This is a genomic window from Gluconacetobacter asukensis, assembly GCF_014174375.1.
Classification (GTDB): domain Bacteria; phylum Pseudomonadota; class Alphaproteobacteria; order Acetobacterales; family Acetobacteraceae; genus Gluconacetobacter; species Gluconacetobacter asukensis.
Genome location: NZ_JABEQE010000003.1, coordinates 245,180 through 269,851, shown reverse-complemented (window position 1 = coordinate 269,851; position 24,672 = coordinate 245,180). Strand labels below are relative to the sequence as shown.

Annotated in this window: 24 protein-coding genes, 1 tRNA gene and 1 riboswitch; of the genes, 13 read left to right on the top strand and 12 right to left on the bottom strand. The window is 65.6% G+C overall.

Annotated features, from left to right (window positions below):
- Positions 1-42: 42 nt before the first annotated feature.
- Positions 43-116: transfer RNA gene (locus tag HLH35_RS05520), tRNA-Gly, on the bottom strand.
- Between the two features lie 121 nt (positions 117-237).
- A riboswitch (SAM riboswitch) is annotated at positions 238-318 on the top strand.
- Positions 319-440: 122 nt separating this feature from the next.
- Here HLH35_RS05520 and metZ point away from each other — a divergent pair.
- From metZ to HLH35_RS05495, 5 genes are all read left to right on the top strand, one after another.
- A complete protein-coding gene (gene metZ / locus HLH35_RS05515; RefSeq protein WP_182978178.1) occupies positions 441-1,640 on the top strand; it encodes an O-succinylhomoserine sulfhydrylase in 1,200 nt (399 codons plus the stop codon).
- A gap of 18 nt (positions 1,641-1,658) precedes the next feature.
- Positions 1,659-2,135, top strand: a complete 477-nt coding sequence (gene apaG / locus HLH35_RS05510) for a Co2+/Mg2+ efflux protein ApaG (RefSeq protein WP_182978177.1) — start codon at positions 1,659-1,661, stop codon at positions 2,133-2,135.
- A gap of 34 nt (positions 2,136-2,169) precedes the next feature.
- Positions 2,170-2,787 carry a GTP cyclohydrolase I FolE gene (gene folE / locus HLH35_RS05505; RefSeq protein ID WP_182978176.1) on the top strand — a complete coding sequence of 206 codons (618 nt, stop codon included), beginning with the start codon at positions 2,170-2,172 and terminating at the stop codon, positions 2,785-2,787.
- 21 nt (positions 2,788-2,808) lie between these two features.
- Positions 2,809-3,708 carry a dihydrodipicolinate synthase family protein gene (locus tag HLH35_RS05500; protein ID WP_182978175.1) on the top strand — a complete coding sequence of 300 codons (900 nt, stop codon included), beginning with the start codon at positions 2,809-2,811 and terminating at the stop codon, positions 3,706-3,708.
- A 326-nt stretch (positions 3,709-4,034) separates the two neighbouring features.
- A complete protein-coding gene (locus HLH35_RS05495) occupies positions 4,035-6,158 on the top strand; it encodes a M3 family metallopeptidase (protein ID WP_182978174.1) in 2,124 nt (707 codons plus the stop codon).
- Positions 6,159-6,615: 457 nt separating this feature from the next.
- Here the strand turns inward: HLH35_RS05495 and HLH35_RS05490 are convergent, their stop codons facing one another.
- The 9 genes from HLH35_RS05490 to HLH35_RS05455 all read right to left on the bottom strand — a co-directional run bounded on the left by HLH35_RS05490 (position 6,616) and on the right by HLH35_RS05455 (position 15,682).
- Entirely contained in the window at positions 6,616-7,404 is a 789-nt protein-coding gene (locus HLH35_RS05490; protein WP_182978173.1) for a CPBP family intramembrane glutamic endopeptidase, read from the bottom strand.
- Positions 7,405-7,568: 164 nt separating this feature from the next.
- A complete protein-coding gene (locus HLH35_RS05485; RefSeq protein ID WP_182978172.1) occupies positions 7,569-8,147 on the bottom strand; it encodes a hypothetical protein in 579 nt (192 codons plus the stop codon).
- 53 nt (positions 8,148-8,200) lie between these two features.
- Complete coding sequence (locus tag HLH35_RS20170; RefSeq protein WP_275944214.1) at positions 8,201-8,335, bottom strand: hypothetical protein; 135 nt, start codon at positions 8,333-8,335, stop codon at positions 8,201-8,203.
- Positions 8,336-8,736: 401 nt separating this feature from the next.
- Positions 8,737-9,678, bottom strand: a complete 942-nt coding sequence (locus HLH35_RS05480; protein WP_182978171.1) for a metallophosphoesterase family protein — start codon at positions 9,676-9,678, stop codon at positions 8,737-8,739.
- Between the two features lie 266 nt (positions 9,679-9,944).
- The gene (locus HLH35_RS05475; RefSeq protein ID WP_246384860.1) at positions 9,945-10,556 is read right to left on the bottom strand and encodes a POTRA domain-containing protein; all 612 of its coding nucleotides are present in this window, start codon (positions 10,554-10,556) and stop codon (positions 9,945-9,947) included.
- A 115-nt stretch (positions 10,557-10,671) separates the two neighbouring features.
- Positions 10,672-11,247, bottom strand: a complete 576-nt coding sequence (locus HLH35_RS05470) for a DJ-1/PfpI family protein (protein WP_182978169.1) — start codon at positions 11,245-11,247, stop codon at positions 10,672-10,674.
- A gap of 30 nt (positions 11,248-11,277) precedes the next feature.
- Positions 11,278-11,826 (bottom strand): molybdenum cofactor biosynthesis protein B, encoded by a 549-nt coding sequence (moaB, locus tag HLH35_RS05465; RefSeq protein WP_182978168.1) that lies wholly within the window; start codon positions 11,824-11,826, stop codon positions 11,278-11,280.
- A 32-nt stretch (positions 11,827-11,858) separates the two neighbouring features.
- On the bottom strand, positions 11,859-14,543 hold the full coding sequence (locus HLH35_RS05460; protein ID WP_182978167.1) for an AAA family ATPase: 2,685 nt from the start codon (positions 14,541-14,543) through the stop codon (positions 11,859-11,861).
- A complete protein-coding gene (locus HLH35_RS05455; protein WP_182978166.1) occupies positions 14,540-15,682 on the bottom strand; it encodes a metallophosphoesterase family protein in 1,143 nt (380 codons plus the stop codon). Before HLH35_RS05455 ends, HLH35_RS05460 begins: the two co-directional genes overlap by 4 nt.
- A 254-nt stretch (positions 15,683-15,936) precedes the next feature.
- Between HLH35_RS05455 and HLH35_RS05450 the strand changes: the two genes are divergently transcribed.
- The 4 genes from HLH35_RS05450 to HLH35_RS05435 are packed head-to-tail and all read left to right on the top strand — an operon-like array spanning position 15,937 to position 19,625.
- A complete protein-coding gene (locus HLH35_RS05450; RefSeq protein WP_182978165.1) occupies positions 15,937-18,012 on the top strand; it encodes an FUSC family protein in 2,076 nt (691 codons plus the stop codon).
- Complete coding sequence (locus tag HLH35_RS05445; RefSeq protein ID WP_182964422.1) at positions 18,009-18,203, top strand: DUF1656 domain-containing protein; 195 nt, start codon at positions 18,009-18,011, stop codon at positions 18,201-18,203. Before HLH35_RS05450 ends, HLH35_RS05445 begins: the two co-directional genes overlap by 4 nt.
- Positions 18,204-18,215: 12 nt before the next feature.
- Positions 18,216-19,223 carry a biotin/lipoyl-binding protein gene (locus tag HLH35_RS05440; protein WP_182978164.1) on the top strand — a complete coding sequence of 336 codons (1,008 nt, stop codon included), beginning with the start codon at positions 18,216-18,218 and terminating at the stop codon, positions 19,221-19,223.
- A gap of 54 nt (positions 19,224-19,277) precedes the next feature.
- Positions 19,278-19,625, top strand: a complete 348-nt coding sequence (locus HLH35_RS05435; RefSeq protein ID WP_182964420.1) for a hypothetical protein — start codon at positions 19,278-19,280, stop codon at positions 19,623-19,625.
- A 202-nt stretch (positions 19,626-19,827) separates the two neighbouring features.
- Here the strand turns inward: HLH35_RS05435 and HLH35_RS05430 are convergent, their stop codons facing one another.
- Both HLH35_RS05430 and HLH35_RS05425 read right to left on the bottom strand, forming a co-directional pair.
- A complete protein-coding gene (locus tag HLH35_RS05430; protein ID WP_182978163.1) occupies positions 19,828-20,160 on the bottom strand; it encodes a chaperone modulator CbpM in 333 nt (110 codons plus the stop codon).
- Positions 20,157-21,074: a DnaJ C-terminal domain-containing protein gene (locus HLH35_RS05425; RefSeq protein ID WP_182978162.1), complete on the bottom strand. Its 918-nt coding sequence runs from the start codon at positions 21,072-21,074 to the stop codon at positions 20,157-20,159. The genes HLH35_RS05430 and HLH35_RS05425 overlap by 4 nt, the downstream gene beginning before the upstream one ends.
- Positions 21,075-21,281: 207 nt before the next feature.
- On the opposite strand from HLH35_RS05425, the gene HLH35_RS05420 reads away from it, so the two are divergent.
- The 4 genes from HLH35_RS05420 (at position 21,282) to HLH35_RS05405 (ending at position 24,555) form a co-directional block, all read left to right on the top strand.
- Positions 21,282-21,644 carry a hypothetical protein gene (locus HLH35_RS05420; protein ID WP_182978161.1) on the top strand — a complete coding sequence of 121 codons (363 nt, stop codon included), beginning with the start codon at positions 21,282-21,284 and terminating at the stop codon, positions 21,642-21,644.
- A gap of 165 nt (positions 21,645-21,809) precedes the next feature.
- Positions 21,810-22,553, top strand: a complete 744-nt coding sequence (locus tag HLH35_RS05415; RefSeq protein WP_182978244.1) for a (Fe-S)-binding protein — start codon at positions 21,810-21,812, stop codon at positions 22,551-22,553.
- A complete protein-coding gene (locus HLH35_RS05410; protein ID WP_182978160.1) occupies positions 22,550-23,968 on the top strand; it encodes a lactate utilization protein B in 1,419 nt (472 codons plus the stop codon). The genes HLH35_RS05415 and HLH35_RS05410 overlap by 4 nt, the downstream gene beginning before the upstream one ends.
- Entirely contained in the window at positions 23,965-24,555 is a 591-nt protein-coding gene (locus HLH35_RS05405; RefSeq protein ID WP_182978159.1) for a LutC/YkgG family protein, read from the top strand. Before HLH35_RS05410 ends, HLH35_RS05405 begins: the two co-directional genes overlap by 4 nt.
- Positions 24,556-24,672: the final 117 nt, after the last annotated feature.

Below are 24,672 nucleotides of genomic sequence, written 5' to 3'. Positions count from 1 at the left end.
ACGCACGTCGGATCGCCACCAACCGGAATTTATCAGCAAGTCTGGAGCGGGTGAAGGGAATCGAACCCTCGTATGTAGCTTGGGAAGCTGCCGTTCTACCATTGAACTACACCCGCGTCGCGGCTAGCCCTATACCGCACCGGCCGGCCCGATGCAATCCACCCCCACCCACCCCACATGGTTGACGAGCAGCCCCGCGATCCGCAATAACCCTGACGTCCAATGGCCCCAAGGGGGCCGCGGGGCCCTCGTGATTTGGATCGGCCGGCTTGCGACGAGGTTAAACAGACGCGCTAAAGAGGCCTGACACCGCCAGACTCCGCGGGCGTCACGGTTTCCACGGTCGGATTTCCGCGTCAGGACGCGGGGCCGCAGAACCGGTTCGCCACCCGGATGCTCCCAGCCTCGGCCTCCTGACGGTTTTGTTCCGGGAACTGACGATGAGCAACGACTCCACCAGCACCTACCGCCCCGCCACCCGCCTGCTCCATGCGGGCATCGAGCGCACGCCCTTCGGCGAGACGAGCGAGGCGATGTTCCTCACCTCCGGCTTCGTCTACGACAATGCCGAACAGGCCGAGGCCACCTTCACCGGCGACGTGGTCCATTACCAGTACAGCCGTTTCGGCAACCCCACCGTCGCGGCGCTGGAATCCCGCCTGGCCGACCTGGAAGGGGCCGAGGCCTGTATCGCGACCTCCACGGGCATGGGCGCCGTCTCCTCGGCCCTGCTGTCGCACGTCAAGGCCGGCGACCGGGTCGTGGCATCGCGCGCATTGTTCGGCTCCTGCCACTGGATCGTCGCCAACCTGCTGCCCCGCTACGGTGTCGAGACCGAATTCGTCGACGGGCGCGACCTGGACGCCTGGGCCGCCGCCCTCTCCCGCCCCACGGCGGCGGTGCTGCTGGAAAGCCCGTCGAACCCGATGCTCGATATCCTGGACCTCCGCGCGATCTCCGACCTCGCCCACGCGGCCGGCGCGCTGGTGGTGGTCGATAACGTCTTCGCCACCCCGCTGTACCAGAAGCCGCTGGAACTGGGCGCCGACGTGGTCGTCTATTCCTGCACCAAGCATATCGACGGCCAGGGCCGCGTGCTGGGCGGCGCGGTGCTGGGCCGCCGCGACTGGATCACCGATACGCTGCAACCCTTCACCCGCAACACCGGCAACGCCCTTTCGCCCTTCAATGCGTGGGTGATGCTGAAGGGGCTGGAAACACTGTCGCTGCGCGTGCGCGCAATGACCGAAAACGCCGCCGCCGTCGCCGACCATCTGGCCGCCGCCGATTGCGTCACCCGAGTCTTCTACCCCGGCCGCACCGACCATCCGCAATACGAACTGGCCAAACGCCAGATGAGCGACGCCTCCACCCTGGTGGCGTTCGAGGTCGCAGGCGGCAAGGAGGGCGCGTTCGCCTTCATGAACGCGCTGCGGCTGATCGCGATCTCCAACAATCTGGGCGACGCGCGCTCCATGGTCACCCATCCGGCCACCACCACGCACATGAAGATCGGCGCCGAAGAACGCGCACGCCTGGGCATCAGCGACGGCGCGATCCGCTTCTCGGTCGGGCTGGAAGATATCGCCGACCTGAAAGACGATCTGGATCGCGGCCTCGCGGCCCTGCGGTCGCGCTGAGCCGACGGGGACCACGCCATGGCCATTGACAGACCGCCGCCGCCGGGAATGCCCCCCGACCCGGACGCCGCTCTGGCGGAGGCCATGGAAGGCGCCCCCTGCTACGAGGCGACCACGGAATCGATCCGCGTGATCGTGCAGACCTTCTGGCTGGACGACCAGTCCATGCCCGAGGAACACCGCTTCGCCTGGGCCTACCGCATCCGGATCGAGAATCTGGGCCGCGAGACGGTCCAGCTCCTGCGCCGGACGTGGGAGATCATGGATGCCGTCGGGCGGGTCGAACATGTCCACGGCGACGGCGTGGTGGGCGAACAGCCGGTGCTGGAGCCCGGCCAGGTCTTCGAATACACATCCGGCACCGGGTTGCAGACACCGACCGGCTTCATGCGCGGCCTCTATCACATGATCGATGCCCGTTCGCACCGGCCGTTCGACGTCCAGGTCCCGCCCTTCAGCCTGGATTGTCCCTACCACCCCACCATCATCCACTAGCGCCCGCGCACGCTCGTTCCCGAAGACAGGATTCATGACCGAGATCTCCCAGCCCCCCCTTCTCCGCCCCTCTCGCGAGGAGGCGGAAGACGCGATCCGCACCCTGCTGCGCTGGGCGGGCGAGGACCCGTCGCGCGAGGGCCTGCTGGACACGCCCGGCCGGGTCGTGCGCTCCTACGAGGAATTCTTCGCGGGCTATGGCGAAGACCCGTCCTCCATCCTGTCGCGCACCTTCTCCGAGGTCGATGATTACGACGAGATCGTGCTCCTGCGCGACATCCGCTTCGAAAGCCATTGCGAACATCACATGGTGCCGATCATCGGCGTCGCCCATGTGGCCTACCTGCCCAGCAAACGCGTGGTGGGCATTTCCAAACTGGCCCGCGTGGTCGACGCCTTTTCGCGCCGCCTGCAGATCCAGGAACGCCTGACGGCACAGATCGCCAACACGATCAACGACGTGCTGCAACCCCACGGCGTCGCCGTGATCCTGGAAGCCGGGCATCAGTGCATGACCACGCGCGGCGTCCACCGCCCCGGCGTATCGATGGTCACCAGCCGCATGCTGGGCGTCTTCCGCACCAATTCCGACACAAGGCGCGAGCTGATGTCCATGCTCAACCGCCCCTCGGTCGCCACCGCCCATCTCTGATACCAAGAGATAAGAGATAGCATGTCGATCTTCCACGGCCTGTCCGCCTTCCCGATCACCCCGGCCGACGAACACGGCGTCGTGGATGCCGACGGCGTCACGCGCCTGACGGCGCACCTCTCGGCGGCCGGCGTCGATTCCATCGGCCTGCTGGGCAGCACCGGAACCTATGCCTACCTCACCAGCGCCGAACGACGCCGGGCCATAAGCGCCGCGGCCAAGAGCGTGGGCGGCCGCACACCCCTGATCGTCGGCGTGGGGACCCTGCGCACGGACGACGCCCAGACCCTCGCGCGCGATGCCGAAGCCGAAGGCGCAGACGGGCTGCTCATGGCCCCGGTCTCCTACACCCCGCTGACACAGGAAGAGGCGTACCAGCATTACGTGGCAGTCGCCGGCGCCACGCAATTGCCACTGTGCATCTACAACAATCCCAGCACCACCCATTTCAACTTCGGCGCGGAACTGCTCGAACGGCTGGCGGACGTCCCCAACATCGCCGCCGTCAAGATGCCGCCCCCGCCCGAAGGCGCCGTCGCCGACGAACTCGCCCGCCTCCGCGCCGGCCCGGTGGGCAGACTGGCCATCGGCTATAGCGGCGACTGGATCGCCGCCGAGGCCCTGCTGGCAGGCTGCGACGGCTGGTTCAGCGTCCTTGGTGGCTTCCTGCCGAAACTGGCCCGCACCCTGGTCACCGCCGCCCGCACGGGTGACGATGCCACCGTGCGGCACTGCAACGACCGGCTCCAGCCGATGTGGGCACTCTTCCGCGCCCATGGCAGCCTCCGCGTCGCCTACGCGGCCATCCATCATCTCGGATTGTCCGAGGCCAGACCGCCCAGGCCAGTGCTGCCCTTGCCCGACCACGAGCAGAAAAAAGTCGCCGACGCCCTGCGCGCATGCACCGAAGAACAGGTGTGACCACATCGCAGACCTGTTCCGTATATCTGCGAACAGATCGAGAGATGCCGAATTATTGAAGCACTCGACCAGGCGCATCGCGATCATCCGGCTCATCACCCGTTTCCAATAGACCCAGCCTGCAAGCGGATCATTCCCGATCCCTCCGCCCGACCGCCTCCCCCGCGGGATCAGTGCGCCGGCGACGTTCCCCCACAAAATCGGCTGCGGACAGGGTGACCCGGTTCCCACACCGGCCATGGCTGCCTATAAATGACCATCGGCCGGATCATCCGGCTTCGCCAGCGGCGCCACGCGGCGCCGCCTGGGTTCCGAGGGTTCACTGAATGACACGATTGTTCCGCATCAGCACGCTGATCGCCACGACCGCGCTCGCCAGTCTTTCCGCTAGCGCAATGGCTTCCTCCAACCCATTCGCCGTCCCGAGCACGCTTCCGCTCCAGGCGCCGCGTTTCGACATCATCCATGACGGCGACTACAAGCCGGCCTTCCTCCAGGCCATGGCGATCCAGAAGGCCGAAATCCGCCGCATCGCCGACAATCGCGCCGCGCCGACCTTCGACAACACGATCGTCGCGATGGAACGCTCGGGCCGCATGCTCGACCGCGTGGGCCTGACCTTCTACGGCGTCTATCAGGCCAACACCAACGACACGCTGGACAAGACACAGAGCATCGTCGCCCCGCTGCTCTCGCAACATCAGGATTCGATCTATCTCGATGCGAAACTCTTCAAGCGCGTCGAGACCCTGTACAATGACCGGGCCCACCTGAATCTCACACCCGAGCAGACGCAGGTGCTCACACTCTACTACCAGCAGTTCGTCCATGCCGGCGCGAAGCTCTCACCCGCCGACCAGACGAAACTGCGTGCCCTGAACACGCAGATTTCCACACTGGAAACAGCGTTCCAGCAGAAGCTCCTGGCCGCCACCCGTGACGGCGCGCTGACGGTCGACAGCAAGGCCGCCCTCACCGGCCTCGATGACGGCACGATCACCGCATTCGCCAAGGATGCCGGCGACCGCAAGCTGTCCGGAAAATGGCTGATCCCGCTACAGAACACGACGCAGCAACCCGATCTGGAAAGCATGACCGACCGCGCCACGCGCGAGGCCCTGTTCCAGCAGAGCTGGACCCGCGCCGAAAAGGGCGATGCCAACGACACCCGCGCCACGATCTCGATCCTGGCCCACGCACGGGCGCAGAAAGCGGCCCTGTTCGGCTACCCCGATTTCGCATCCTATGTGCTGTATGACCAGATGGCCGGCACACCCGCCGCCGTACAGCGCTTTATCGCCCAGCTGGCGCCGGCGACCCGCACGCAGCAGGATCACGAAGCCGCCCGCATCCAGGAAACGATCCGCAAGGACGGCCAGTCCTTCGCATTGCAACCCTGGGACTGGACGCATTACGCCGAGCAGGTGCGCAAACAGGATTACGCGCTCGACCAAAATCAGGTGAAGCCGTATTTCGAGCTCAACACGGTCCTGCGCGACGGCGTGTTCTTCGCGGCGACGCAGCTCTATGGCATCACCTTCAAGCAGCGCAAGGACATTCCCGTCTACAATCCCGACATGATGGTGTTCGAGGTCCTCGACAAGGATGGCTCCACCCTCGGGCTGATGTATTTCGATTATTTCAAGCGCGACAACAAGAATGGCGGCGCGTGGATGTCGAATTTCGTCGGCCAGTCCAAACTGCTGGGCACGAAGCCGGTCGTCTATAACGTCGCCAACATCGCCAAGCCGGCGGCCGGCCAGCCCGACCTGATCACGTTCGAAGACGTGGTCACGATGTTCCACGAATTCGGTCACGCGCTGCACGGGCTGTTCGCGAACCAGACCTACCCGCTCGTGTCAGGCACCCAGGTTGCCCGCGACTTCGTCGAATTCCCCTCGCAGTTCAACGAACACTGGGCGCTCGATCCGACCGTCTTCGCCCATTACGCGCGCCACTACCAGACGGGTGCCGCAATGCCGAAGGAACTGGTCGACAAGATCAAGAAGGCGGCGACATTCAATCGCGGCTACGCCATGGGCGAACTGATCGCGGCGGCCCAGCTGGACATGGCCTGGCACAGCCTGCCCGCCAACGCGTCCCAGCAGGATGTCGACGCTTTCGAAAAGGCGGCCCTGGACAAGACCGGCCTCAACACCGCCCTCGTCCCCACCCGCTACCGGTCCAGCTACTTCCTGCACATCTGGTCCAACGGCTACTCCGCCGGCTACTACGCCTATCTGTGGACCCAGATGCTCGCCGACGATTCCTTCGCCTGGTTCCGCGACCATGGCGGCCTCACCCGTGAAAACGGCCAGCATTTCCGCGACATGGTCCTCTCCCAAGGCCACACGCAGGACTACGCCCCCCTATTCCGCGCCTTCTACGGCAAGGACCCCGACATCACCCCCATGCTGAACCACCGCATCCTGGGCACAGACCCGAACTGACACCAGCCTTACAAACGCACGCCGGAAACAATCCGGCGTGCGTCCACCATGCTCCTCTATATCGCAGGCAGCATTACAGCCGCACGACCATCCTTAACGGGCGATCAAATCACCTCACCAGAACGCCCCACGTCCGGACTGCGGAAGGAGCGGAATGTCTGCTGTAGATAGAAATCTTAGATAAGCAGACATGGAAACGGCCAATACAGGAGAGTGACCGACGATGGCCGAAAAGGTTTCGATACGCCGCGCAACGACAGGTGATTTGAAATTCATCTCTCGTGTGCTTGTCGACGCATGGAGATCACCGTTCGATGCCTTACTGCCGAGAAACTTTCTAAACAGTCTATCTTATACGGGCATAATCGCGTGGGAGTTTTTTAAATAGTTTTCAAGAGATAACATTTTGGTTTGGCATGGAGTAGGCAAAAGCGTCGATCTCGCCGTTTGGCTGCTGTCACGCGAGCTTGCCCGTTTCCCTGCGCCCGCGCTGAATGATCACAGCCATGACCGCCGCAAAAGCGACCAGACCGATCAGCATGGTAACAGGAGACGCCTCGGGACCAAAATTTCCGCCGCTCCATAGAGGCGAAGCACCGTCTGCCGGACTGCTGCTTAGCAAGGCGTTTGGCCGCACATGACCGGAGACGGTAGCTCCGAAAATCGGGCCTTCCATGTAATTCCAGGCGGCATGCAGGCCCACGGCGCACCATATGCGCCCAGTGAGCATAAGACAGGCTGCCAGGAGAAGTCCCGCCTCAACAGCAATTCCTACGGCGGCCAGTATGCTCGCATCCGGGGCGATAAGGTGAGCCATGCCAAACAATAAAGCGGATATACCCAGGGCTGGGACCGAGCCGAGCAGCCGCGCCAAGATGCGAAAAGCTATACCACGAAAAAGAAGTTCCTCGAGAGAAGCCGTGGCAAAACATGCCAGAGCTTGAAAGAGCCATTCTGGAGCCCCGCTTTGATGTTCTTGATAAAGGCCAGTCGCGAGCAACGAGACATATATCATTATCATAAGGACCGCGCCCGTCAGCGCTCCAGCCCCCAACTCAAACGGCGCGCGCCAAAGTGCCAACTCAGAAACTGGCCGACGCTCACCCCAACGCACCAAAAGCCCATAGCCGCCGTAGCTGAGCAATAAGATGCCGGTGAGCAGAATTGGCGACAAGGCAATGTGTCGATGAGTGATATGCGCAACAGCAGCAGGGGCGAGGGCTGGTCCTTCGACTGCAAATGCCAAGACGGCTGTCCACGCTGCCGCTCGCAGCGTTAGCCAAGGTCCAGCACCTAGCACGCCCTGCGTACCAAGCTGTAAGCGTCCTGCAAAGACGTGTGTTCGCGGCCCGTACATTAGGTCGGGGTTCCTTCGACAATGGGAGCCAACCTTCTACCTGCTGAGAACGGTTAACCGGTTCGATGGCAGGTAAGCGTATCGCCAATCGTCAACGGCCGTCCACTGCGACTAATAGCCCAGTCGAGTTCGAGTGTGTTCGCGTTTCTGAATGCGTAGGTGAATTGCTCGACCACTGAACCACCTTCGGTTCGATTCAGTTTCAAACCGTTTCCGTCCCAGCCCTGTGCAGTGAACCAGCGCATGCCATAGACATCACTGATTGAGGATTTCAGAGAGCCATCCTTGCTGACACTCCAGACTTCCAGGGAATGGTATAAGGCAGGCGGCTTATCGTCATGATGGAGAAGCAATGCGCCGTTACCAACATCACGCGTAACGGAAATATTTGAAGCGATCGGGCGTTTATTTCGGATGAAGTATCCCTCACACGACCAGGAACCCTCAAGTTGGGGTAAAGATAAGGCGTGTGTCTCCTGCGCGCCGGCTGCGTGAAGCTGAAACGCAGTCCATAAAACCAGCGCAGTCGCGGCGTGAATAATAGGTCGCATGGGTAATTTCCCTCCTCGTGTCAAAACCATGTCCTTACCTTCAAACGTCTCGCTTTCGAGCTCGTCCAGCAGGCCTCGCATGGTTTATTTACGAGAACTCGTGTGGAGGACAAAGGCGACTGCCGCCTATCTGCTCAAATTCGCTTGGCAGTTAAGCGCTTCAGGTCGCCGTGGAATGTTCTGTTGATCGACATCCCGCCAATTGGTTCGTCATCATCGCCGATCGGCGAGACCTTCACATCGAAGGTGCCCAGAGCTTCGTTCTCCATTCTTGCCTCCGAAAAGAGCGCCCGCTTGTAGCGCCTCTCGCCGCATCTAAGAACGACGCATATGAGGCGGCAGTCGACGTAACCTTTCGAAAGGTCAGGTTTTGATTGCCGGCTCAATCTCATCGATCCGAAGGTAAAATGCGGGCAACATCTTCGCGAACAACTGTGCAATGGTCGACTTGCCCGAGCCGGGCCGACCGCTGAAAACGATGAGCAAGAGACCGCTCCGGTTGCTGGAGTTAACACGGAGCACTATGCCCGCTCAGAGAAAAGACATCGAGCGTCTTTGATGACTAGTATGAGGGCGTAAGCGGACACGCTCGCAACGCAAACAATCCGCTCCAAACGCAACTCAATCAGCCGTTCCGACGCCCGACTCTGGGTCCATACCCCCACTTTCCTCACGTATTCTGCGGATCGACACTCCGAAAACCATAAGTCTCATACCGTGTCTTCACAGCCCCATTCGCGACGTCCACCACCATGAAGCCCTCCGGGGTCCCGTAACGCGTGCCATGCCACCAGTTGCCGGAGACGGCACCGCCGGTAATGTAGGGCACGCCGTGCCAGTCGATACGCTCCAGAATATGCGTATGCCCCTGAAATACACCGATGACATTATAGCGGTCGAACAGGGGAAGAACCTCGTAAGCGTTGACGACGCTCAGCGCGTGATGCTTCGCAGGCGTCGCAGGCGGGGCCGCATAGTCCTCGACGGCGGTAACGAGCGGAATATGCGTCACCACGATAATCGGCGTGCCTTCAGGCTGCGCGGCGAGATCATTGGCCAGCCACGCAATCTGCGGGGCGTCGATCCGCCCCTCATATGAGCGATCCGCCGTGATCCCGATGGAATCGAGCACGACGACATGCACGCCCTTATGGTCGAATGAATAATAAAGACGGCCGAAATTATCCTCGAAATACTTCTTGCCATACATCGGGTCGGTCGGTTCGGCGCCGCTCTTCGTATAGACGCCAAAGCAATCGTGATTGCCGATCGTATGATGAACCGGCAGCATCAGATCGTCGGCCGTGCGTTTGTAAAGGTCCAGCAGCATCGTGGCGCGCGAGGCATTGACGCCAAGCGCGTCGAAAACATGATCACCGCCCTGAATGGCGAAATCCGCTGGAACACCACGCGCTTTGACGAAGGCCGCATGACATCCAACCTGCGCGTTCAGCTCCGGCTGAAGATGCGTGTCGGTGATGAACAGAAAGGTAAATGGCTCATGCGCGCGCATCGGCGGCCGGCTCGGCACCGCCGCCCGCGCGCTGGCGGCACTGGCCAACGCGAACCCACCCGTCAGGGAAAGAAAGGAACGTCGGTTGATCTGAAACATGAAAGAGATGCTCCGGGCCCGGATGAACGATCTCGACAGTTTCGCATTCCCGCGCACGGAACGAAGCAGCAGACAGTCAATGTCATAAAGGATTCATAGAACGGCCCTCAAACCAGAGCGTTCAGGCGCATTCCATATAGTTATCGGAACGTCTTATGGACGCACAGCGTCATAAATGAGGACCGAGCAACCGCCCGCCCAAGCCACGGCTCTATCCAAAAAAGACGCGGAGCGCAGCCAACAGCCCCGCCCCGCGTCCATCACCCTTATTTCTCGGTAATCTGATACGTCAGCACCACATGGTTATCCCCAGCCGGCTGCGACGGCACCACCTGGATCGCCGCGCCGACACCATGGTCCTGATAAGCCTTCTGCACCGCCTGCTGATCGGCCGCCATCGCCGCCTGATCGATCGTCGAGCCGGGACGCAGCTTCGTCGCGGCCGTCAGGTCGGCGGCAGACAGTTTCTTATTCCCCTCGAAGACGATCTTGTCGACCACCAGCGCGGTCTGCACCACCTCCGGCGCCTGCTCCTCGATCGCCCATTCGACATAGACGGCGGCACCGGCGAATTTCATCTTCTGGCCGAATTTCAGGCCCACATTCTTCTTCTGATACACGCCCATCACGTCCTGCGCGCCGGCGGCGATCTGGTCCCGGGTCACGGTATCACCCTGATGGAACGGCAGGGCGGCCAGGATCTCGTCCGTCGAAACCTGCTTGTTCCCGGTAATGACGAGCGATTTCAGCTTCAGCGGCGTGGTGGCCGATGGCGGGGAGGCCGCGAACGCCTGCGGGCCGGAGAACGAGGCGGAGGCAAAGCCGGTGGCGATCGCAACGGCCAGCGCCGAGCGGGCCAGAAGATGACGGGTGCGCAAGACGGAATTCTCCCAGACATGATCAGGCGGCCGGAACGCCGCCCTTGCCTGTCCATGATGCACAGCTATCCGCCCATGCCAATGCCGCCAGCCGACATGGACGGCCCTCAGCCGATCAGATCGTGACGCCCACCCCCAGCACGGCAATAAACTGCGCCAGCCAGCGCGGATGCGCCGGCCAGGCCGGCGCCGTGACCAGCCATCCATCGGTCACCGCGTCATCGACCGCGATATCGGCATAAATCCCGCCCGCCAGTTCAACCTCCGGACGGCAGGCCGGATAGGCCGACACGGTACGCCCTTCGATCACCCGGGCGGCGGCCAGCAACTGGGCCCCATGGCACACGGCAGCAACCGGCCGGCCGGCAAAGGCGCGCACCAGATCAATCACCCGCTGGTCCAGCCGCAGATATTCCGGCGCCCGGCCACCCGGAATCACCAGCCCGGCATAATCTGCCGCGTTCACCTCCTCGAAATCCGCCGTCAGAGCGAAACGATGCCCCGGCTTCTCGCTATAGGTCTGCGCCCCTTCGAAATCGTGAATCGCCGTCAGCACATGCTCGCCCGCCTTCTTGCCCGGACAGACCGCATCGACGGTAAACCCCAGCATCGACAGCGCCTGATACGGGACCATGATCTCGTAATCCTCGACATAGTCGCCCGCCAGCAGCAGCAATTTCTTCGCGCTCATGGATCGCGTTCCCTTTTCCGTGGTCGTCGTTCAGTCGTGCGAAGCCGGCAGATGCTCGCGCAGGCGCGGCATCAGCTCCACGAAATTGCAGGGCCGATGCCGGCTGTCGAGCTGCCAGACCAGAATATCGTCCCAGCCATCCTTCACGGCACCGCTCGACCCCGGCAGCGCGAACAGATAGGTCCCCCTAGCCACCCCGGCCAGCGCCCGCGACTGGATCGTGGAAGTCCCGATCTTCTGGTACGACAGCATGCGGAACAGCTCGCCGAACCCCTCGATGCGCTTTTCCAGCACCTGCTCATAGGCCTCGGGCGTCACATCGCGACCGGTCACGCCGGTGCCACCGGTCGAGATGATTACGTCGATCTCGGGATCGGCGATCCATTCCTTCAGGCAGCCGGTGATATGGTCCACATCATCCGGCTCGATGCTGCGCGCCGCCAGATGATGCCCGGCGGCAACAATCCGCTCGGCCAGCAACGTGCCGGACGTATCGGTTTCCAGGGTACGCGTGTCCGATACGGTCATCACCGCAATGCGGACAGGCAGGAAGGGGCGGGTAAGATCCAGCTTTGACATGGCAGCATGTTCCTCCATCGCCGGAAACGGCGTCAATGGCCTTCCGCGGCCTCCCCACCGACCGGCTCGACCGCCAGCCGCCTTGCCCCCAGCCCGGTAAACAGCTCCGTCCGGCAGGTCAGGATCAGGATCTGCAACCGGCCGGCCGCCTCAGTCAGAATGTCGAACATCCGGTCCAGCCGCCCCGAATCGGCATAGGTCAGGGCATCGTCCAGCACCAGCATCGCCGGCCGCCCCCGCGCCTGCATCAGGTCCGCCAGCCCCAGCCGCGCCAGCACCGCAATCTGCTCGCGCGTGCCATCCGACAGATTCACGAACGGCTCGTCGATCCGCCGCGACAGCGCCGAAATACTGAAATCCGCCTCCACGGTCGCCACGGCGCGCGGAAACAGCGCCCCCAACGCCGGCTGGATCGCACGGGCCAGCGGCGCCAGATAACGCTCGGTCGCCGCCCGCTCCGCCGCCGCCACCGCATCGCGCAGGCATTGCAGGATCGCAACCTCCCGCACGCAGGCCGCATCCTCCGCTGCATGGGCCGCCCGCAGCCGCTCCTGCGCCGCAATCCGCTCGTCCAGCCCGTCGCCCTCCGCCGCGCGAATGCGGGCCTCGCGCGCCGCCATCTCCTGCCGCAGCGCCGCCAGGCGCGCATGACCGTCCTGAATCGTGCGCTCCAGCCGCTGGATCGCCGCATCGGCCAGCGCCTCGGTCCCCTCGGGCCGCGTCTCCTCGATACGCACCAGCGCCTGCTCCGCCCTCTCGGCGGCTTCATGGCCGGCCGCCAGCCGGGCAGACAGCGCCTCATCCGCCTCCACCGCCCGCGCAGCCTCCAGATCGCGCGCCAACTGGGCCGCGCCATCCCGCGCCACCTGCCATTCGGCCCGCAGCCGCGCCAGATCCTCCGCCGCCCGACGCATCGTCTCGTCAGGGGCAAGCAGCGCCCGATGCGCGGCATCATACCGCGCCTCGGCCGCCTCCATCGCCTTCCGGGCCGCCTCCAGCACCGCCAGCGGGTCATCCGTCCCATCGTCGGCCTCACCGATCCGCGCGATGCGCACATCCAGATCCGCCAACCGCCGCCGGGCCGCTTCCATCGCCGTCGCCGGCACCTGATCGGCACCGGCCAACAGGCCGCCCAGCACCGTCCGCGCAGCCTGAAAGGCCAATTCGGCCTGCCGCCGCGCGGCCAGCGCCGCCTCGGCACCGGCAATATCGGCACAACCAGCCACCGCCAGCGCCCGGCGCAGCACCTCTTCCGCCCCCGCCAGGTCCGCGCGCAACGCGTCGCGCCCATGGCTGGCCGGTTCGATGCGGATGGTGCCGATCCCCTCGATCCGCAGCACGGCATTATCCGTCACCACAATGCGGCCGCTCTCCAGCGCCTGCCCATCCAGCACCAGCCGCCCGCGCGCGCCATCGGCCAATGTCACATCCAGCGTCGTCGCCTGCGCCCGGCTGGCGGCGCGCGCCGCATCCAGCGCGCGCTCGGCCTTGCGGATCGCCCCCATCCGCGCATCGTCGATCGTACAGGCATCCAGCTCCGCCGCCGCCTGCGTCACAGCCCGCGCCGCCTCGTCCAGCCGGTCCAGCGCCGCCGCCGCCTCGCGCCGCTCACGCACCAGCCGCGCCCGCTCCACCCGGCCCGCCGCCAGGTCCAGCGCCCGGCGCGCCGCCTGGCGCCCGGCATCGGCCACCCGCACCGCCTCCAGCCGCGCGGCATGCGCCGCCCCCGCCGCATCATGCGCGCCCTGCGCCGCCTGTAATGCCGCTTCCAGCTCCGCCACCCGCGCCGTCCCCGCCGCCAGATCGCGTTCCCACGCCGCCCGCCCGGCCAGATCCTGCCGCACGGCAGCCAGTTGCGCCGCCGCATGGTCGCGCACCGCCCGCGCGGCCCGATACCGGGCATCATAATCCCGTAAGCGATCCCGCACCCGGCCCGCCTCGGCCAGATTGGCCCGCTCCTTTTCCCGCCGGTCGGCATCGTCCTCATGCGCCAGCCGGCGGCGCAGATCCGCCATGGCGTTCAGATCATCTTCCAGCCCCTGTCGGCGCGTCTCCAGCCGCGCCAGTTCGGCCGCCGCCTCCTGTTCGCCCTCCTTCGCGGCCCGAAAGCGACCGCGCGGATTTCCACGCCCATCCAGCAGCACGGCCAGATCGGCCGTCACCCGCGACAACACCCGGCCAGCCGCATCCCCGCCGGTCATGGCATCCAGATCGGCTTCCAGACAGGACCGGATGGTGGCCCGCGCCGGGTCCGACAGGTCGGGCTGCACCAGGCTCTGCCCCTGCGTCACCCACAGCGCATTCAGCAGCCCCATCGCCTCGGCGCCGCGCTTGCCCGCCTCCACGCCCAGCAGATCCTGCAACCGCGCCTCGGCCGCGTCGCCATCCAGCCGTTCGCCGCCCCCTTCCAGCCGGGCAAAAGCCCGCCGCATGAAGCGCTTCTCCAGCCGCCAGTCGCCCCCGTCGAGCGTGAAATCGACCACGATACGCGGCGCCCCCCGCCCGCCATAAGGTTGCAGGTCCGCGATCGGCCGCGCCTTCGACCCGTGCGGCAGCAGAAACACCGCACGCAACGCCGCCAGCAGCGTCGATTTGCCGAATTCGTTCGGTGCCCCCAGCAGGTTGATGCCCGGCCCCAGCCCCGTCAGCCGCACGGCATCACCGAACCGGCGAACCTGCTCGACTTCCAGCCCCCGCAGAATCATGCCACCGGTCATGCCAACCCCCCGGCCCCGTCGCGCGCCAGCAGATACAGCCGTTGCAGCGCCGCCGCCGCGATCGCCCGCGCCGCCTCGTCGCCCTCGCCGGCCTGCCGCGCCAGCGTCTCGGCGGCGGCCCGCACGGCACCCCCCGGCCCGAACGCGTCCAGATCGTCCGAGGATGGCGCCAGCCCAGGCGCGCCATCGATTCGCAGTAACCGCAATGCCGAGCCCAGCCCGTCCACAATCCGCGCCTGCCAGCCTTCCAGGTCCGACAGCCCCAGCGCCCCGCTCACGGCCAGCCACACCAGCACCCGACTGGGGTCATCCGGATCAATTGCGCGCAGCCGCCCCTCCAGCGCCACGATATCGTCGGCACAGGTCAGCACCGCCTGCGCCCGCGCCCAGCGAAAACGCCCGACCGCATGGGATTCGACCACCGGTTCGGCCCGAGGCCCATCCAGCGACACCAGCAGCGCCTGCCCCCCGCCCGCACCGCCGAGGTCGAACCCATCGACCTCCGGCGTGCCCGAATACCAGGTGCGGGCATCGATCTTCTGGGCGCCATGCCAGTCGCCAAGCGCAAGATAGGACAATCCCGCCTGCCGCGCCCGATCGATGGCCAGCAGATTATGCCCCGGCGCCTCCTCCCCGAAACTCCGCACCGAGCCATGCGCCAGCCCGACGCGGATCGCCCCCTCGGGCGTGGCGGTTCCATCCATCCAGGCAGTCGGGTCGCCGATGACATGCCGATGCCCAAGCCCAGCCGGCAGCACCCACGCCGTGCCCGCCGCATCCAGCGGCGCCGGCGCGTGGGCCAGATGCGGCACGATATGATCCGGCAGGCCGGTCCGTGCCAGCCGCTCCCACAGCCCGTCCCGCTCGTTGAAATCATGGTTGCCGGGAATCAGGTGCCAGCGCAGGTCGGGAAACTGGCGCATCCGCTCCACCGGCTGGCGCAGCGTGCGCTCCGAGGGGCGCAGATGGTCGTAGATATCCCCCGCCACCACGACGCATTCCGCCCCCTGGGCGCGGGCCAGACGGCCGATCCGGCCAATCGCTTCCAGCCGCTCCTGTTGCAGGACGGGCAGGATATCGTCGTCGGCGAAGCGGAAGACCTTGCCGATCTGCCAGTCGGACGTGTGAAGCAGGCGCATCCCCCCTTATCGCCCGATCCGGCAGGGACGGCCAGAGGGACATGCCACCGGCGCATACCAGCCATCGCTACCACCCAAAGCAAGAACCGGCGCATGCGATAACGAGATTTTTCATTCACCAATCACGTATTTTTCACATTCACGTCTTTCCGATCCCCGCAGCACCCAGCCTCTGATACGGTTTGTCGCGACCTGGACATATATGGCTCGTCCGCAACCGCCATAGTCCGCGCCGTGCGAGCTGACGGAGGACCATGAAGGCGATGAAACAGGGCGGAACGGGCATGGCGACGGCCCTCGCGCGCTGGATCTGGCTGCCTACCGCACGCCCGGCCTGGCTGCCGCCGGGCAGCATCGCCTTCTGCCTGCGCAGCTGGGCCGCCGTCATGCTGGCACTGGGCGTGGCCTTCTGGCTGCAGATCGACTCCCCCGCCAGCGCGGGCGTCACGGTCATGATCCTGACCCAGCCCCTGCGCGGGCAGATCCTGTCCAAGGCGCTCTACCGCATGGCCGGCACCCTGACGGGTGCCACGGTGGCCATCGGGCTGATCGCACTCTTCGGGCAGGACCGGGTGATGTTCCTGGGCGGCGCCGCCCTGTGGCTGGGCCTGTGCGTGGTGGTGGGCACGCTGCTGCGCGATTTCCGGGCCTATGGCGCGCTGCTGGCCGGCTACACGGTCGCCATCATCGGCATCGGCTGCATCGACCGCCCCGAGGACGTCTTCAACGTCGCCATCTTCCGCGTCTCGGCCATCATGATCGGCATCGTCTCGGTGGCGGTCGTCAATGACGTGACGGGCTCGCCCACCGCATGGCACCGGCTGGCCGCCGGCCTGCGCCACGGCGCCGCCGAGGTGCAGCGGATCGCCCGCGACGCCGTCAACGGGCAGGATTCGCCCGACGACGTCACCTGGGTGTCGCTGGCGGGGCGCATCATGGCCCTGACCAGCCAGGTCTCCTTCGCCCGCACCGAACTGGCCGACAGCGCCCTGCGCATGACCGGCGCACGCTCGGCCATGGTCGCGATGCTGGACATGATCTCGTGCAGCCGCGCCATCAGCGGCGTCCTGCGCATGGATCAGGAAGTCCGGCCCACCATCCTCGCCCGCGTGCGCCGGCGCTTCGGCGACGGCACCCCTTTCGCCGACGAGGACGAAGCCAGCCGCGCACTGGAAGACCTGCTGCTCCTCGAACCCGGCGCCCCGCCCCTGACCCCGGCCGAAGCCTATCTGATCGAACGCACGATGGCCCTGCTCTCCTACGGGCGCTGGGTCCGGGACGGCATCCGCACGCTGGAAGAAGGCCGCGCCGCCCCCCGCATCGCCCAGGACGTGCACATCGCCCGCCAGCAGGACCCGGTGCTGGCCCTGCTGAACGGCACGCGGGTCATGGTCGGCTTCACCGTCGCCGCCCTGATCTGCATCCTCAGCGGCCTGCCGGGAACGACGACGACCCTGATCCAGGTCGCCACTATCCTCACCTTGTCGATCACCACCTTCGACACGCGCGCCTTCGGCATGGGGGCCCTGATCGGCGTGCCGCTATCCACCGTCTGCGCCCTGGTGCTCGATACCCGCATCCTGCCCTATGGCTCGGGCATGATCTTCTTTTCGCTGATGCTGGCTCCGGTCATCTTCGCCAGCTGCCTGCTGCTGATCCATCCGCGCCTGATGCCGATAGGACTGAATTTCGGGGTCTTCTTCTTCATCGTGCTGGGCTTGGACAATTTTCATAATTACGACCCGACCCAGTTCGTCGACCGCAATCTCTATTACATGCTCTCTTCGGTGATCCTGTTCTTCGCGCTCACGCTGGCCCCCCCGTCGGCCCGGCGGCGGCGGTTCCGCATCGCCATGGCGGTGTGCATGACGCTGCGGCGCCAATTCACCGGCCAGGGCGACATCGCCAGCCCCGCCCTGATCAGCCGGCAATATGACCGCCTGCTCCAGGCCCGCACCTGGACCGGCCACCTGCCGCAGAAACCCATCACCCTGCGCGTGTTCGACCGCATCGTATCGCTGGGCGACCTCAACGGCGCGCTGGCACGGGCCCGCCGCCACCTGATGCGCGCCGCCACCATCCCGGCGGTGGCCCAGCCGGTCGCCCGGACCCAGGACATGCTGCGCACCCTCAACCTGGCCGAGGCCGGCGCCCCCATCCTGGGCCAGGCCGCCCACCTGCTGGCAGCGTCCGACACCCTGCCCCCGGCCGACCGCGAAACGCTGATCGGCGCCGTATCCGGCCTGTTCGGCGCGGCCCGCCTGCTGGACCGCAACGCCCGGGCCCTGCGCCATTACGGCATCCTGCCCGTGCCGGAGGCATCGCGATGACACCCACTATCTCGATAGCGGGGGTGGAGGTCGCCTCCTTCCTGATCGATGCCGGGCTGGCGGTCCTGACCCTGCTGCTGCTGCGCCCGCTTCTGGCCAGCCGGATGGTGCAGAAACGGGTGTGGAACGTGCCGCTGGTCGAATTCGGCATCCTGATCTGCCTGGTCGGGCTGTATGTGTTTCTTCTGTAAAAGGGTCCGATAGTGTTCGAACGCGCCCGCATGGTCATGCGGATGACCACCACGCTGGCTATCCTGGCCGTCGCCACAATCGTCCTGCTCGGGCTGTGGCAATACTACACCGCCGCCCCCTGGACCCGGAACGGCCAGGTCCGTGTCCAGGTCGCCAACATCGCCCCGCGCGTATCGGGCCAGATCGTGGAGATCCACGCCACCGACAACCAGTACGTCCACCGTGGCGACGTGCTGTACACCATCGACCCGTTCGATTTCCGCGTCGCGGTCGCCCAGGCCACAGCCCGCGTCAACGAACGGCAGGCCGACATGACCCTGCGCCTGGCACAGCATCAGCGCCGCCAGCAACTCTCCTCGGCCTCCGCCTCGGCCGAGGAAAAGCAGCAGTTCGAAGCCGTGGCCGAACAGGCCAAGGCCCAGTATGCCGAAGCCCTGGCCGCCCTGTCGCAGACACGCATCAACCTGGAACGCACCCAGGTCCACAGCACCGTCAACGGCTACGTCACCAACCTGACGATGCGGGTCGGCGATTTCGCGACCGCCGGCGTGTCCGACATCCAGGTGATCGACGCCGATTCCTTCTGGGTCGACGGGTATTTCGAGGAAACGCGGCTGCGCGGCCTCTATCGCGGCGCCCTGATGCGCATCGACCTGATGGGCGTGCCGACCCCGTTATGGGGCCATGTGGAAAGCATCACGCGCGGCATTTCCTCGACCAATGCCGAGCGCTCGACCCAGGGCCTGCCCTCGGTCAATCCGGTCTATACCTGGGTCAGGCTGGCCCAGCGCATCCCGGTGCGCGTCCATATCGACACGCTGCCCGCGGGGCTGACGCTCTCGGCGGGCATGACGGCCAGCGTCTCGATGGTCCTGCCCGACGGCCGCCGGCCCCGCCTGTCATGGACCACCCTGTTCGACGGGCTGAAACGGCTGGTGGCCCACCCCAAACCGCCCAACGCCACGCTGCACACCACCACCGCGGCCGCCCCCCTGTCGGACACGGACCAGACACAGTAAGGTCCGGCAAAAGACAAGACAGACAACAAGACAGCCAAACCCGGAGAGTACGCCATGCCCCGCCTTCACGCCCTTGCCGCCGCGCTGCTGGCCCTGTCCGCGACACAGGCCCATGCCGCCGCCAGCCCGCTCACGGGCCAGTGGGCCGCCATGGGCCTCTCCCCGGTCGTGGTCGGCGCGCCCGACGCACACCATCAGGTCCAGGTCACCCTGCCCGACGAGCTGCACACCTACGCGCCGCATCAGGTCACATTGGCCCCCCACGGCAAGGACGAACTGCAATCGCTCGGCCATGACCCGCTGGTGACATTCCGCCTGGTCTCGGCCAACAGCGCCAACCTGACCATCAAGGGCACCAAGCCCGGTCAGGTCGCCAACCTCCCCCTCAGCCGCAACGACTGAGAGCGTGGCCGTAAATGCGCGCTGGTGGCGATCCGGCGCGCGTCCGCTGTGCGCCGGTGCTCACGGCCATCAAGGCCGCTCCGCTCCGGTGCTCGCGGACACACGCCGGCCGTGCCGCTTCGCGGCACTCTCGCTCACCAGCCCACATTTCCGGCCACGCTCTCTCGGCCGACCTTGAAGCATCGCTGCCGGGCTGGGCCTGCTACCCTTCCTCCGGCACGCCCAACAGGGCGGCCAGGCGCGTGCGCAGGTCGCCCGCCTGGGGGCGGTCCAGCACCGCGCGCAGATGCAGCATCTGGCGCCGCGCGTCATAAAGCTGGTCCAGCAGGGACAGCACCACCGGCATCCCCTCGTCGCCGATTCCCAGATCCCCGGTCAGTTCGGCAATCAGCCGCGCCCGGGCCACGTCGATATCATGAAAGACATAGGCCCCGGGTTCGCCTTCCGGCCGCAGCCACGCGCTGTCGATCCAGTGCTGGACATCGACCGCGCTGACATTGCCCACCTGCACGCACAGGGTCTCGATCGTGATCATGCGGCACCTCCCCCCTTCGCCTCGCCCGGTGGGGTCCAGGATTTCAGGAAGTTCTCCAACGCCGCGTCCGTGGGGCCGATCGTGACCTGCAACGTCACGTACAGATTCCCGGCCTCCTGCCCGCCATGGGCCTTCACGCCCTTGCCGCGCAGGCGCAGCACGCTGCCGCTGTCGGAATGGGCCGGAACGTTCATCGATACCGACCCGCTCGGCGTCGGCACCTTGATCGGCCCGCCCAGCACGGCCGTCTTCACCCCCACGGGCAGGGTCATGCGCACATCATTGCCGTCACGGGTATAGGTCGTGCTGGGGGCAATGCCGATGGTGATCAGCGCATCACCGGCCGGCCCGCCCTGATGGCCCTCGCCCCCCTTGCCGCGCAGGCGCATCACCTGCCCGTCCTCGATCCCGGGCGGGATCTTCACATCCAGCGTCCCGCCGCCCGGCAGGGTCACGCGCGACGTGCCGCCATTGACCGCATCCTCGAAACTGACGGTCAGCGAGAAATTCCGGTCGTCGCCCCGCGCCGGCCCCTGCGGCCGGCGGCGAAACCCCCGCTGTCCGAACATCGACCCGAAAACATCGCCCAGATCATCCTCGGAGAACCCGCCGGCGGAATAGCGGAACCCCTGTGCCCCCTCGGCATGGTCGCGATAGCCACCGCCCCCTCCGCCGGGCCAGCCACGCTCCTGGCCCGCGGCATCGATCTCACCACGGTCGAAACGCGCACGCTGATCGGCATCCGACAGCAACGCATGGGCCGAGCCGATCGCCTTGAATTTCTCCTCGGCCACCTTGTCACCCGGGTTGAGGTCGGGATGATATTTCTTGGCCAGCTTGCGATAGGCCTTGCGGATGTCGTCCTGGCTGGCCGTGCGCGACAGGCCCAGGATCTCGTACGGATCGGTACTCACGGTTCTGCGTCTTCTCCCTGGCTGGACGCGATGTCGAACAAACGGGCGCGCCGCCCGGCTGCGCCCCGGCGCCCCGTCATGCAGGCACGCCCCTTACCCGAAATAATGGGGAGCCCCCGCCGGACGGTCAATGTAAGCCGGCGCGCAGGGCTGCTATCCTGCGTGCGCGCCCTCCCGGCGGAGGCCGCAAAAACAAGGATTTCGACCATGACCCTCCGCATCGACGCAAGCCGCCTGCTTCTGCTGCTGGCCGGAACGGGCATGAGCCTCGCCGGCCCGGCACAGGCGCACCCGCACAAGGAACATTCGATCTACGGTTCCGTTTCCGGCTATCGCGCGATCATGGACCGCAACAGCGACGCCTATCACTCCGCCGACGCCTTCTGCCAGACCAATGCCTCCGTCAACGCGGCCACCAGCGGCACCACGACGGTGATGAGCGGCGGTGGCGGCGGCGGCGGCAACCAGTTCAAGCGCCTGAAGACCCAATACGCCGTCTGCATGGAAAGCCAGGGCGCCTGGATACGCATCACCGGCAACGCAGCCGGCGACCGGCCCGACAGTGACTGATCACAGGGACTGACCACCGGGCGCGAAATCCCCCCAAAACGCCCGGTTGAGTCACCCCCGCATCTTGTTATAACAATCGCCGATCCAAGAACCGAGAAGGCCGGGAACGGCCCATCATGACGGCCCGCACGGGCGGCGGTGCCGAGGGGGGAAAGCCCGATGCGAATGAAAATAGGCCTGTTCGTGCCCTGCTATATCGATGCCTTCTACCCCGGCGTCGGCATCGCGACGCTCGAATTGCTGGAACGGCTGGGCCAGGACGTCACCTATCCGCAGGAACAGACATGCTGCGGCCAGCCGATGACGAACGCCGGCTGCGTGTCGGATTCCGCGGCGGCCGAGGCCCTGTTCGTGCGCCTGTTCGCCGGCTTCGACGCGATCGTGATGCCCTCGGGAAGCTGCACCCATCACGTCCGCGCGCATTTCGACGCCATCGAACAGACCGACGCGGTGCGCCACGTCCGCGCCCACACCTACGAACTGGTCGAATTCCTGCACGACGTGCTGAAAGTGCGCGATTTCCCCTGGGCGGAATTTCCCCACACGGTCGGGCTGCACAATAGCTGCTCGTCCCTGCGCGCGCTCCGCACCGCCAGCATGTCTGAACTGGGCGAACCTGCCTTCTCCAAACCCATGACCCTGCTGTCCGGCGTCAAGGGCATCCGCTTCGCCACCCCCGCCCGGCCCGACGAATGCTGCGGCTTCGGCGGCACCTTTTCCGTCTCCGAGGAAGCCGTGTCCGCCCGCATGGGCCTCGACAAGGTCCGCGACCACCACCAGGCAGGCGCCGAATATATCGTGTCGGCCGATTCCTCGTGCATGATGCACCAGCGCGGCTGCGCCGAGCGCGCCGGCGTGAACATCCGCTTCATCCACATCGCTGAAATCCTGAACGGAGCCCGGCAATGAAGGAGAAGCCCATCAACCACGCCGGCGCCGCCGCCACCTTCATCGCCGACAAGCCGCACCTGGACTTCCACGATGCAAGATTGTGGGACATGCGCCAGAAGCGCGACGCCCAGATGCACCTGCTGCCCGAATGGCAGGAACTGCGCAGCCGGGCGTCGGCCATCAAGGAACACGCGCTGGCAAACCTCGCGGACTATCTGGAAGAATTCGAACGCAACGCCAAACGCAACGGCATCCACGTCCACTGGGCCGCCGACGGCACGGAGCATAACCGCATCGTCGCCGAAATCCTGGCCGCACGCGGCGCCAGGACGCTCATCAAGAGCAAGTCGATGGTGACCGAAGAATGCGACCTCCGTTCCTATCTGGCGGCGCGCGGCGTCACGGTCACCGAAACCGACCTGGGCGAACGCATCCAGCAGCTCGACGACCAGTTGCCCAGCCACATCGTCGTGCCGTCGGTCCACAAACTGACCGAAGACGTGGCCCGGATCTTCGCCCGGCATTACGGCACCGATCCCAACGCCGACGATCCCCATCAACTGGCCGAGGCACAGCGCCTGGCCGCGCGCCCGGTCATCCTGCATGCCGACGCAGGCATGACCGGCGGCAATTTCTTCGTGGCTGAAACCGGCACGTTCGTCGTCTGCACCAACGAGGGCAATGCCGATCTCAGCGCCACCGTGCCGGGCGTGCATATCGCCACCATCGGCATCGAACGCGTCGTGCCCCGCATGGCCGATCTCGGCGTGTTCATCCGCCTGCTCTCGCGCAGCGCCCTGGGCTCGCCCATCACCCAATATACCAGCCATTTCCGCGGCCCGCAGGATGGCAGCGAAATGCACGTCATACTGGTCGATAACGGCCGCTCCGCCCGACTGGGCATGGACGATTTCTGGACGTCCCTGAAATGCATCCGCTGCGGCGCGTGCATGAACACCTGCCCTGTCTACCGCCGCTCGGGCGGCCTGTCCTATGGCGCGGTCTATTCCGGCCCGATCGGCGCGATCATCGATCCTACCTTCAACGAGCGCAAATACAGCACCCTGCCCTACGCCTCGACGCTCAACGGCAGCTGCACCAATGTCTGCCCGGTCAAGATCAATATCCACGAACAGCTTTTCAAATGGCGCCAGGTCCTGGTCGAGCACCACCAGATGCCGTTCGTGAAGCGCGAGATCATGCACATGGCCGGCAAGCTGATGGGCCAGCCCAAACTCTACCGCGCTGCCATCGCCGGCACCGAAACCGCACTCGGCACCCTGCCCCGCTTCGCGCTCTATAACTGGCTGAACCCCTGGGGCAAAAACCGGGAACTCCCCGAACCGGTCACGGAAACCTTCCACAGCTGGTACCGCCGCAACCGCCCGGCAGCAAAGCCCGGCAAACTCGACATTGCGGAGAACACGCCATGAGCGCCCGCGACACCATTCTGGCCACCCTGCGCCGCAACAGCCCCGACCCGGCCGCCCACCCGCTGCCGGAGCCGGCCCTGCTGGGTGAATCCGACGCCAGCCCGGAACGCTTCACCACCAACCTCATCCCGATGGGCGGCACCATGCTGGACCGCCGCCCTGACGAAACGCTGGACCAAGCCATCGCCCGCCGTTTCCCCAAACCCGGCCTGATGATCTGCTCCCTGGTCCCCGAAGCCACCGGCACCGTACAAATCGAAGACCTGCCCACCCCGCAAGCCGCCGAACCGGTCGACGTCACCATCGTCCGCGCCGCATTCGGCATCGCCGAAACCGGCTCGATCTTCCTCAGCGAAGCCCAACTCCACCTCAACGCCCTGGCCCACCTCACCCAGCACATGGTGGTCCTGCTGGACCCGGCGCAGATCACGGCAAACATGCACACCGCCTACCTGCGCCCCGAACTCCACACCGCCCGCTACGGCGTCCTGATGAGCGGCCCCTCCGCCACCGCCGACATCCAGGGCGTCCTCATCCGCGGCGCCCAGGGTGTCCGCAGCCTGTCTGTCTGCTTCACACCCCGATAAGAGGGAATCAGGCACGCCCAGCCCCTCATGAAGGATATCATCAGGGGACAACGAGATTGGAGGAAGCCGCGGACACGCATTTCGATGCGCATAGAAATGCGCTATACAGGTCCCGTG